Annotated in this window: 11 protein-coding genes; 5 read left to right on the top strand and 6 right to left on the bottom strand. The window is 45.4% G+C overall.

Going from position 1 to position 9,859, the window contains the following annotated elements:
* Positions 1-332, bottom strand: a 332-nt coding sequence (locus L5M10_RS22635; protein WP_182743356.1) for a 4Fe-4S binding protein, incomplete at its 3' end; no start/stop codon positions are given.
* 11 nt (positions 333-343) lie between these two features.
* On the bottom strand, positions 344-2,908 hold the full coding sequence (arrA, locus tag L5M10_RS22630) for an arsenate respiratory reductase molybdopterin-containing subunit ArrA (protein WP_263255996.1): 2,565 nt from the start codon (positions 2,906-2,908) through the stop codon (positions 344-346).
* 373 nt (positions 2,909-3,281) lie between these two features.
* Here arrA and arsD point away from each other — a divergent pair, with 373 nt between their 5' ends.
* The 4 genes from arsD (at position 3,282) to arsC (ending at position 7,324) form a co-directional block, all read left to right on the top strand.
* Positions 3,282-3,644 (top strand): arsenite efflux transporter metallochaperone ArsD, encoded by a 363-nt coding sequence (arsD, locus tag L5M10_RS22625; protein ID WP_182742966.1) that lies wholly within the window; start codon positions 3,282-3,284, stop codon positions 3,642-3,644.
* A 34-nt stretch (positions 3,645-3,678) separates the two neighbouring features.
* Positions 3,679-5,451, top strand: a complete 1,773-nt coding sequence (gene arsA, locus L5M10_RS22620; RefSeq protein WP_263222364.1) for an arsenical pump-driving ATPase — start codon at positions 3,679-3,681, stop codon at positions 5,449-5,451.
* 64 nt (positions 5,452-5,515) lie between these two features.
* Positions 5,516-6,799, top strand: coding sequence for an arsenic transporter (locus L5M10_RS22615; RefSeq protein WP_263255995.1), 1,284 nt, complete (start codon positions 5,516-5,518; stop codon positions 6,797-6,799).
* A gap of 87 nt (positions 6,800-6,886) precedes the next feature.
* The gene (gene arsC, locus L5M10_RS22610) at positions 6,887-7,324 is read left to right on the top strand and encodes an arsenate reductase (glutaredoxin) (protein ID WP_263255997.1); all 438 of its coding nucleotides are present in this window, start codon (positions 6,887-6,889) and stop codon (positions 7,322-7,324) included.
* 79 nt (positions 7,325-7,403) lie between these two features.
* Here arsC and L5M10_RS22605 read toward each other — a convergent pair whose 3' ends face one another.
* From L5M10_RS22605 to L5M10_RS22590, 4 genes are read right to left on the bottom strand one after another with little or no spacing between them, the layout of a single operon-like run.
* Positions 7,404-8,108, bottom strand: a complete 705-nt coding sequence (locus tag L5M10_RS22605) for an aromatic aminobenezylarsenical efflux permease ArsG family transporter (RefSeq protein ID WP_263255993.1) — start codon at positions 8,106-8,108, stop codon at positions 7,404-7,406.
* Positions 8,101-8,634, bottom strand: coding sequence for a nitrophenyl compound nitroreductase subunit ArsF family protein (locus L5M10_RS22600; RefSeq protein WP_263255991.1), 534 nt, complete (start codon positions 8,632-8,634; stop codon positions 8,101-8,103). The genes L5M10_RS22605 and L5M10_RS22600 overlap by 8 nt, the downstream gene beginning before the upstream one ends.
* Positions 8,635-8,652: 18 nt before the next feature.
* Complete coding sequence (locus tag L5M10_RS22595) at positions 8,653-8,895, bottom strand: thioredoxin family protein (protein WP_182742961.1); 243 nt, start codon at positions 8,893-8,895, stop codon at positions 8,653-8,655.
* 60 nt (positions 8,896-8,955) lie between these two features.
* Entirely contained in the window at positions 8,956-9,264 is a 309-nt protein-coding gene (locus L5M10_RS22590; protein WP_182742960.1) for an ArsR/SmtB family transcription factor, read from the bottom strand.
* A gap of 423 nt (positions 9,265-9,687) precedes the next feature.
* Between L5M10_RS22590 and L5M10_RS22585 the strand changes: the two genes are divergently transcribed.
* On the top strand, positions 9,688-9,859 hold a 172-nt coding region (locus L5M10_RS22585; protein WP_263238167.1), incomplete at its 3' end, for a transposase.

The following is a 9,859-nucleotide window of genomic DNA, read 5'->3' as shown; positions in this document are numbered from 1 at the left end:
GGTGTTGCCGCATTAAAACTAATCACGCCGTATGGGCAAGCATTCATACACTTCTTGCAACCAATACATTCATCATTGTTTTGCAGCGTTAAGCCGCGCTTATCTTTGTGCATAGCCCCTGTCGGGCAGACTTTTACACAAGGTGCATCATCACAATGATTACATAAGGTCGGTATATAAGTGTATTTTACATCAGGAAAAATCCCCTCAGTGGTGGCAATATGATGCGACCAATGAATACCGTCGTTCGTGTTGTTCTCTGTTTTACAGGCTAAGCTACAGCCACCACACCCTACACATTTTTGTAGGTCAATCACCATTCCTAATCTCATAGTGGGTTACCTCACACTTTCTCAACACGAACACGGATATGACCATAGAATGCCGACGCGCCACTTAAGCGATCGTAYCTRTCTGCAATCAAGTCATTATTTGAGCCACCTCTTGGGGTTATGCCAAATTTGGTACTGGCGTAACGTCCATAGGCCCAATGCCCTTGGCCAAAACACTTAGCCACAGTGCCAGGACGGACACCTTCCCAYAGCTTCGCCTTACAGGTCAGCGTACCCACAGGGCTKGTAATGCGGATTTCATCACCGTCTTTGAGGCCAAATTTCTTGCCGTCTATCGGGTTGAATTTAGCCACATCTTCATTCGCCACATCACCAGGRTCGACATCTTTAAACTCGTAGTACCAAGGACTATTTGCAGTTCGACCTTCTTTGTTTAGACGTGACTTTTGATCCACGAGTAACAGCGGRAACTCGGCTTCRTCACCAAATCGATAGGGTTCTTCATAATGRGGRATAAATACCAATTGACCACGAGCTTGGTAGTCACAAGCTTTCATTACCTCATCTATGCTGACTTTGTGTTTATCAGCATGTTCTTGCAACGCTTTTTCCAAGGTCTTACTGTAAAACTCAAAYTTAGWGGTTTCWGTTTTGAACTTACCCCAGCGAGACTCAAGCTTATAAGGAGAGCTATTCCACACCCCTTTTTGCACGAACTCATCCCATGAATTGAGCTTATCACCGTATTTAGACGCATCTTCTTTCCACAGCGGCGCAGTCAAGAATCTGACCATCAACTTCGCAAACTCWGCTTCATCCGCAGCAGGTTTACCTGTTTCAGGRTCGACAATTTGTTCATTGATATAACGCCATGGTGCATCAAATCCTTTATCWGCCAGCTTTTTAGCTAACATGTAAGGGATTTCAGATTCATCGATACGGGTATCCCATAGACGTTTAATCGAGGGTTGTTGAATTGAAACCTGTGCAACACCATTACCGATAGAATCCARCACACCCCATTTTTCAAACATATGGTGGCTAGAAGGTAATAACACATCAGCAAACCAACTGAATTCGGACACGTTGGTRGTCACATGGGCCATGAARTCGACTTTGCTTAAGGCTTCATCCCAACGTTTCCCTTCAGGATTGGAAAAGTTGAAGTTATTAAAATAAGCTAAAATCACTTTWATTTCRTAAGGATCAGCAGCGAGCATGCCATTAGGGACGTTACCCGTGATCACCCCACYTCCAGGCTTACCTTTAGCAATGGCAGGGAATGCTAAACGACCACGTTGGTCAATTTTTTCTTTTTTGACACCTTTAGCAGCAATCTCATCCATATAGGCTTTTGCCTCTGGATATTCTTTCAGGAGWGGCGTTTTGTTACCTGGGAATAAMCCCCCTTTACTATCGATACCACCAAATAAGCCATTTAARGCATGGCAAGAAATCGAAGTATATGTTCCKCGGGCTTGCATCACTGCGCCACGGGAAGTCCATACTTGCACCGCAGGTGCCGCCGCMCCCATATCTTTAGCAATGGCAATAATGGTTTTAGGGTCTATACCAGTAATYTTGCTCGCCCATTCTGGCGTATAGTCTTTAAGAGCTTGGTTCCACCACTCCACTAAACCGTAGGTATGGGTTTCTTTAAAGCTCTCGATACTGACGGTTTTACCCGCTTTAAACAGGTTTTTACCCTCAATAAAATCACCAACAAARGGCTTATGCCATACACCTTCAACCAAGGCGACATGGGCAATGGCTAGGGCCAGCACACTGTCTTGACCAGGTTCAATCGGGATCCATTTATGGGCTTTCGCCGCCGAAGCAGAAAGCCTTGGGTCGACTACGACGACTGTAGCCTGATCGAGGGAATCACCCCATGTCTGCGAATAAAACGAGACTTGACGGTTACTCGCAATGGGATCGGCGCCAAATGACAAAATAAATTTAGCATTTTTGATATCGTACTGGTTATATCCCCAGTTACCATCTAGATAATACGGTCCCATTTTATGGGCTTCAGCACACACTGAACTATGTGAAATATTATTGGGAGAACCAATCAAATTGGTCATCTTTTTATAAAGCAAATCAGTGATATGTGAATATCGACCGCGAAGGAGCGCGTATTTATGGGGCTCATTAGCTTCGCGTAAAGCAATGATTTTATCCGCTAACATATCCAGCGCTTTATCCCAAGTAATAGGGACAAATTGAGGATCCTGATCGCGGCCCTTTTTAGGGTTAGTTCGCATCATTGGTGTACGCAATCTATCGGGATCGTACACTTGCTCTAAGCTTAGGTGCTGACGAGGGCAACTGGACATACCGTGGACGCCAGAGTTTGGGTTACCCCTCACTTTCAATGCACGGCCATCCATCACATAAATCTGTTTAGCACACCATGAAGTACAGCCTTGGCAGGTCGTCGCTAACCACTCTCCGGTGCCAGTTCTACGCAAAGGCGCAGGTAATTCGGCGGCAATACCTTCTAGGATAGGGGTAAAGGATAAAGCTCCGCCAATCCCAGTGAGTACAGTACCTGCCGCAGTTGACTTGAGCAGCTGGCGCCGTCCCAAGTTGAATTGATTCTCTTTCTTCATTTTCCACACTCCTAATAAGGGTATGGAATTTAATATATATCTTTTGGGGTATATAACTGCGATTTAGATCAATTTACAAACATCTACACTTTACTGAAATTTACAATTGTGAAACCAAGTTGAAAATTTCAAGAACTGTGACTTAGAACCGTAAACTGAAGTTATGTCACATTTTTCTGATATACCAAGGTGCTCAATATTCGAATTTGTGGATTTTAGCAGTGAATATCTTTTGAGTGTTTGACTCCATTTTTTTCAAGCGTATAGTATATACGAAAATCCATATATGCATTTTAAGTGGTTTTTAGGGCACCAACACCCACTTTTATTGCCTTCGCTTTCAAACCTGAATCCATTTTATGGGGAAAAAGTTATGACTCAATTTTCGATATTCGATCCCGCTTTATGTTGCAGCTCTGGCGTGTGTGGCACTGACGTTGACCAAGCACTCGTCACCTTTGCCGCCGATTGCCAATGGTTAAAACAACAAGGCATTACAGTAGATCGCTTTAATTTATCCCAACAGCCCATGGCCTTTGCCGAAAATGCCCTTGTCAGACGCTTTTTAGAAACATCTGGTACAGAATCCCTACCGCTTATTCTCTTAAATGGTGAAATGATATTAGCGGGCCGCTATCCAAGTCGGCAGGAACTTTCCCGTTGGGCGAAGATCGATATCGCAGAACCTGCGAAAAATATCGCTCCTTGTTGCAGTGGCAAAACCTCTTGCTGTTAGTCAACTCACGTTTGGAAACACCAAGGATAATCTAATGAAATTTATTCAGAATCCGCCCGCATTCCTCTTCTTTACCGGTAAAGGCGGTGTCGGTAAAACATCGCTATCCTGCGCGACAGCAATTACCTTAGCTGACAGTGGTAAGCGGGTGTTGTTGGTCAGTACCGATCCCGCATCCAATGTAGGCCAAGTTTTCGGACAAACCATCGGTAATAAACTCACGCCAATAGACAGCGTTGCGGGACTAACGGCACTGGAAATTGATCCTCAAGCAGCTGCAGAGCAATACCGCGCCCGTATTGTGGATCCCGTCAAAGGCCTATTACCGCCAGATGTAGTTCGCAGTATTGAAGAACAACTCTCTGGTGCCTGTACCACTGAAATTGCCGCCTTCGATGAATTCACCGGTTTGTTAACCGATGCATCGCTACTGCAAGATTTCGATCATATTATTTTTGATACCGCACCAACGGGGCATACGATTAGGCTGTTACAACTCCCAGGGGCTTGGAGCAGCTTTATAGAGACTAACCCCGAGGGCGCTTCCTGTCTTGGCCCATTAGCGGGCCTCGAAAAACAGGCGGAACGCTACTCGCAAGCATTAGCAGCACTGGCCGATCCCGACAAAACACGCTTGATCTTAGTTGCGCGTCCACAGCAATCCACCCTGATAGAAGTGGAGCGCACTCACCAAGAATTGCGCCAAGTGGGCCTTAAGAATCAATATCTGGTGATTAACGGCGTATTGCCCGAAGGCGCGGCACTCAATGATCCCCTTGCCTCTGCACTCTATCAACGTGAACAAGCGGTGCTCACCAATTTATCCCCCATTCTCACGGCATTACCTCACGAAACGCTGATACTTCAATCGATGAACCTGGTAGGCGTTGCGCCATTACGCCAACTCTTTATGCCTGCAGAATACATTGATTTACCCGTAATGGATGAGCAAGACCAATGTAAGCAAGACAGTCTGCCCCAAGTGCCAACACTGGATAGTTTAATCAGTGAAATCGCGCAGCAGGACCATGGCCTTATCATGCTCATGGGCAAAGGTGGTGTCGGGAAAACTACGCTGGCCGCCGCCATTGCGGTCAGATTGGCAGAGCTTGGCTTAGATGTGCATTTGACCACCTCAGATCCTGCCGCGCATCTAGAACAAACGCTGCATGGTCAATTGGCGAATTTGCAAGTCAGCAGAATCGATCCCGTCGAAGTCACCACTCGCTACCGTGAACAGGTGTTAGCAACGAAGGGCAAAGCGTTAGATGCCCAAGGTAAAGCCTTGTTAGAAGAAGATTTACGTTCGCCATGCACTGAAGAAATTGCCGTATTCCAAGCCTTTTCGCGCATTATCCGCGAGGCGGGGAAACGCTTTGTGGTAATGGATACCGCGCCAACGGGGCATACCTTATTGCTGCTTGACGCTACCGGCGCCTATCACCGTGAAGTCGCTAAACGTATGGGGGAAACAACTCACTATTCAACGCCAATGATGCAGTTGCAAGACAAAGAGCGCACTAAGGTATTATTGGTCACTTTGCCCGAAACTACCCCTGTGCTCGAAGCCGCGAATTTGCAGGAAGATTTGCGCCGCGCAGGGATTGAACCTTGGGCATGGCTTATCAATAACAGCCTCGCCGTTGCCAGAACGACCTCGCCATTATTAAAAGTACGCGCTCGCCATGAACTGGTGCAAATAGAGAAAGTGCAACAGGGCTTGGCCTCTCGGTTAGCATTAATCCCATTGCAGCAAGAAGAACCCATTGGTATTACACGATTAAGCCTACTGGCAAAACAGCATTAATGTATCCTTATGGGCATTATTTTATGGTTACGGGTAGACGGTATCTGCCCTTTTAGGAGCTTGTATGTGGTTAGCTGGGGCAATTTTTGTTCTCACCATAGTGTTAGTAATTTGGCAGCCTAAGGGATTAGGCATAGGTTGGAGTGCCACCTTGGGCGCCGTATTGGCTCTAGTACTGGGTGTGGTGCACTTAGGGGATATTCCTGTGGTATGGAATATTGTCTGGAATGCGACCGCCACCTTTATTGCCGTGATCATCATCAGTTTATTATTGGATGAATCGGGATTTTTCGAATGGGCCGCGCTGCATGTGGCCCGTTGGGGCAAAGGTCGTGGCCGTTTACTCTTTACTTACATAGTGTTACTCGGCGCGACGGTTGCCGCATTGTTCGCCAATGATGGCGCGGCGCTGATCCTCACCCCCATAGTGATTGCGATGTTACTGGCTCTGGGCTTTAGCGCCGGAGCGACCTTAGCCTTTGTAATGGCGGCGGGTTTTATTGCCGATACCGCGAGTTTGCCGTTAATCGTCTCTAACTTAGTGAATATCGTTTCGGCTGACTTCTTTAACATAGGCTTTAACGAATATGCCGCTGTGATGGTGCCCGTCGATATTGCCGCTATTAGCGCCACTTTAGTCATGCTGCATCTGTTTTTCCGCAAAGATATTCCCGCGACCTACGACTTGCAAAAACTACGTGAACCTAAGGCCGCCATTCGCGACCTCAACACCTTTAAAACCGGTTGGGGCGTATTAGTCTTACTCTTGGTGGGCTTTTTTGGCTTAGAACCGCTCGGTGTGCCCGTGAGTTTAGTCGCTGCCGTAGGAGCCCTGATCCTGTTTGTTGTCGCGAAAAAAGGCCATGCCATAGATACTACTAAGGTGCTTCGCGGCGCGCCATGGCAGATAGTGGTCTTTTCACTCGGCATGTATTTGGTTGTTTATGGTCTTCGCAACGCAGGCTTAACCGATTACCTATCAAGTGTATTAAATAGCTTGGCAGAACAAGGGCTTTGGGCTGCCACTATGGGCACAGGCTTCTTGGTCGCCTTTTTATCGTCCATCATGAACAACATGCCCACAGTGTTAATTGGCGCCCTGTCGATAGACGGTAGCAATGCAACTGGCGTGATTAAAGAGGCCATGATTTACGCGAACGTAATTGGTAGCGATTTAGGTCCCAAAATCACCCCCATCGGCAGTTTAGCAACCTTGTTATGGCTGCATGTACTGGCGCAGAAAAATATCAATATTACCTGGGGTTATTATTTCCGCGTCGGCATTGTGATGACAGTACCAGTGCTATTTGTCACCCTAGCGGCACTGGCGCTGCGCCTCTCCTTCTAATCTTCGTCCATGGGTACTAGAGCATCTGTTTAGTGCCTATGGATAAATTTATAAGCGATTATTTTTCAGAGACATGTTATGACTAATATGATTGATGACAGCATTAAGATTTACCACAATCCAGTCTGTGGCACATCGCGCAACACTTTAGGCCTTATCCGCAATTCAGGGGTTGAACCGACTATAATCCTCTACCTTGAGACGCCACCGAGCCGACAAACTCTGCTGCAACTGATTGCGGAGATGGGTATTTCGGTGCGCAGTTTACTGCGGCAAAATGTTGAGCCCTTTACCGTATTAGGCTTAAGTGAAGATAAGTTTAGCGACAGTGAATTAATCGATTTTATGCTCGAGCACCCAATCCTGATTAATCGTCCCATCGTCATTACGCCATTGGGTACGTGTCTGTGCCGTCCATCAGAAAGTGTTTTAGATATTTTGCCAAATCCCCAATTAGGTGCTTTTACCAAGGAAGACGGTGAAGTGGTTATTGATGCCAATGGGCTGAGAGTAAAAAATAGTTAGATTTTCAAAACAAGCTCTGGCCTCGGGTAATCTCATACCTCGAGGCCTGATTTACAAACATGCAATACAGTTATAGCCTTTAATTTTCGCCAATAAATGGACTGAAAATATTCACCCAAGCGTAATAGCCACCAATGATGATAAATACCACGCCAGTGATTTTTCTGGCCCAGTGCTCAAACGCCAATATGTGGTTATAAGCTTTCGCAACGCGATTGGCGCTAATTCCTAATAGGATCGCAAAGACTAAAACCGGTAGACCAGTGGCTACCCCATAAATCGCTGGCAGGGCAATACTCGATTGTGACTCTAGTGCAAGCGGTAGCAGCGAGCCAAAGAAGAGAGCTGCAGAAGTCGGACAAAATGACAACGCAAATAAAATCCCCAGTAGTAAAGCGCCTACATATCCTTGTGGGTTAATTTTGGCTTTTAACTTCTCGAATAAGACACCACTACCTGGTAAGCGTAATGTCAGTAACTCCAGTAAAAACATCCCCACCAATATTAAGATAGGCCCGAGTAACAGGTTCATGTATTTCTGGAGCAACACCGATACCGTCACCGTAGAGAGTAAACTCCCCACGAGTACTACGCCGAGCACCAAGTAACTGAGCATGCGTCCAATAGTGTAGGCAAGCCCTGTAGCAAATACTCGATATGGAGATTGTATGCCTTTACTGATATAAGAAATTGCCGCTACATTAGTCGCTAATGGGCACGGGCTGATAGACGTTAAAATGCCAAACCAAAAGGCCGACAACAGCATAACTGCCCACTCATCCATGGGTGGGCACCTTGGCAGATCGCACGACTAAGGCTTGATTAGCCTTAGTCTGATTAACCATCGCGTTAATCTCTTCAGTCAAATATTGGCTGAATGCCCGCTCGTTGTTGGCCAACTCCCACACACGGTCTAACCGTCGCCAATCTGTATCCACGCCATTGTGGGTATTAGCAATCACCACGGTACGAAATACCAACTGATAATCATCGATGTAATGCTGGTTTTCAGGCAAATCGACATTCACTAAATTTAACTGCATTTCACCATCGCGCACTTGCTTGAAAAACTGATTCATCACAGTAGACTGTGTGAATTTTTCCATGCGGACACAGGTTGTACAGCGCTGATTACCATGAAAATAATAAACATTCAGCCCATCTTTTAATTGAGGTGACACGCTGGCAGCGATATCCGCATTATTAGTTTTAGCAGCGGTTATCGTGCCAAATTGCTGATACCCAACCAACCCTAAGCCTACACAAACCACAGTGAGCAGCAGGTAGCGGACAATTTTTTTAGCGTTCATGCCGACTCCTTTATGCCACTAAGCTGTATGGGCTTTAAGCAAGGTCATGAGCTCATCAACACTGGCAAGTCGTCCCGTTAGAATTATTTGCTCGTCTACCACCAACGCCGGTGTTGACATTACGTTGTAGGCCATAATTTTTTCAATATCAGTCACTTTAGATAGCTGGTAATCAAGATGAAGTGCCTGCGCCGCGGCTTTAGTAGCCTCTGCCAATTTTTGACACTTTGTACAACCCGTACCGAGAATTTTAATATCCATAATTGAGCCTTATTTGGTTACTTTGTTATTTTGCCATTTAACCAAATGATAGGTCTGAAACTACTCAATTAATGCGATCTGCTTCTGAATTTGTAGATCTAATAAACCATCAATGCAATGTAACGATGTCAGTAAGCATGGCATGGTAAGACGATAAAAAATCTGCTTACCTCGTTTTTCCATATCCACAATTCCAGCATGGCGCAAAACGGATAAGTGCTTAGAAATTGTGGAAAAATCAACATCAACGCCCTCAACAAATTCACATACACATTTTTCACCCTGTGTAAGTTGCTCTACCATCCATAATCGCGTTGGATGCCCCAGTGCTTTGAAAATATTGGCTTTTACTATAATTCTTTGTTTCATTTTTATAAATTTCCACGACTGTTCAGCGAATGGAACAGTCGTCAGTATAAAATAATCAGCGCTAAAATAATGTAGGTAAACAAAGTTATGTGCTAGACATTTATTTTTTAAATGACCTGAAGATCCTAATCAAGAATATCAGATCACTACAATAGATAACTATTGAACCACTCGATAATCACTCTTAATTTGTTTAGTTTAAGTATAAGAAAAAGTAATGCTAAATCTGTGTAACTTACAATCAAGAAGAAACAACGCTGAATTGCTTTGGGGCATTAACGTGCCAGAACTGATCGGCCTGACACGAGTTTGGACAAATGCGTGTTTGCTATAGTCGGTTCACATCACCCCCCTGTGTCAGGATTGTTGTCACCCCTAAATAATCATTATGTTTAAAGACAGGGTGCGGCAAAAGAGAACGATATGGCTCGGTATTCACCAGAACGTAAAGAGGCGATCCTTAAAAAATTATTACCTCCTCACAACTTAACGGTCGCAGAGGTCGCTCGGGAAGAAGGCATCGCGGTGCAAACCTTGTATCATTGGCGAGATATTGCCAGAAAAGAAGGTCGCCCCGTGCCAGGTAAAACATTAA

This window comes from Shewanella sp. SM32 (assembly GCF_025654235.1).
Taxonomy (GTDB): domain Bacteria; phylum Pseudomonadota; class Gammaproteobacteria; order Enterobacterales; family Shewanellaceae; genus Shewanella; species Shewanella oncorhynchi.
This window is presented reverse-complemented; position numbering and strand designations above follow the sequence as displayed.

Coding starts and splice junctions, on each gene's coding strand:
- arsC (WP_263255997.1), top strand. CDS start 6,887: ATGATTGATGACAGCATTAAGATTTACCACAATCCAGTCTGTGGCACA.
- L5M10_RS22600 (WP_263255991.1), bottom strand. CDS start 8,634: ATGAACGCTAAAAAAATTGTCCGCTACCTGCTGCTCACTGTGGTTTGT.
- L5M10_RS22590 (WP_182742960.1), bottom strand. CDS start 9,264: ATGAAACAAAGAATTATAGTAAAAGCCAATATTTTCAAAGCACTGGGG.
- L5M10_RS22615 (WP_263255995.1), top strand. CDS start 5,516: ATGTGGTTAGCTGGGGCAATTTTTGTTCTCACCATAGTGTTAGTAATT.
- arsD (WP_182742966.1), top strand. CDS start 3,282: ATGACTCAATTTTCGATATTCGATCCCGCTTTATGTTGCAGCTCTGGC.
- L5M10_RS22605 (WP_263255993.1), bottom strand. CDS start 8,108: ATGGATGAGTGGGCAGTTATGCTGTTGTCGGCCTTTTGGTTTGGCATT.
- L5M10_RS22595 (WP_182742961.1), bottom strand. CDS start 8,895: ATGGATATTAAAATTCTCGGTACGGGTTGTACAAAGTGTCAAAAATTG.
- arsA (WP_263222364.1), top strand. CDS start 3,679: ATGAAATTTATTCAGAATCCGCCCGCATTCCTCTTCTTTACCGGTAAA.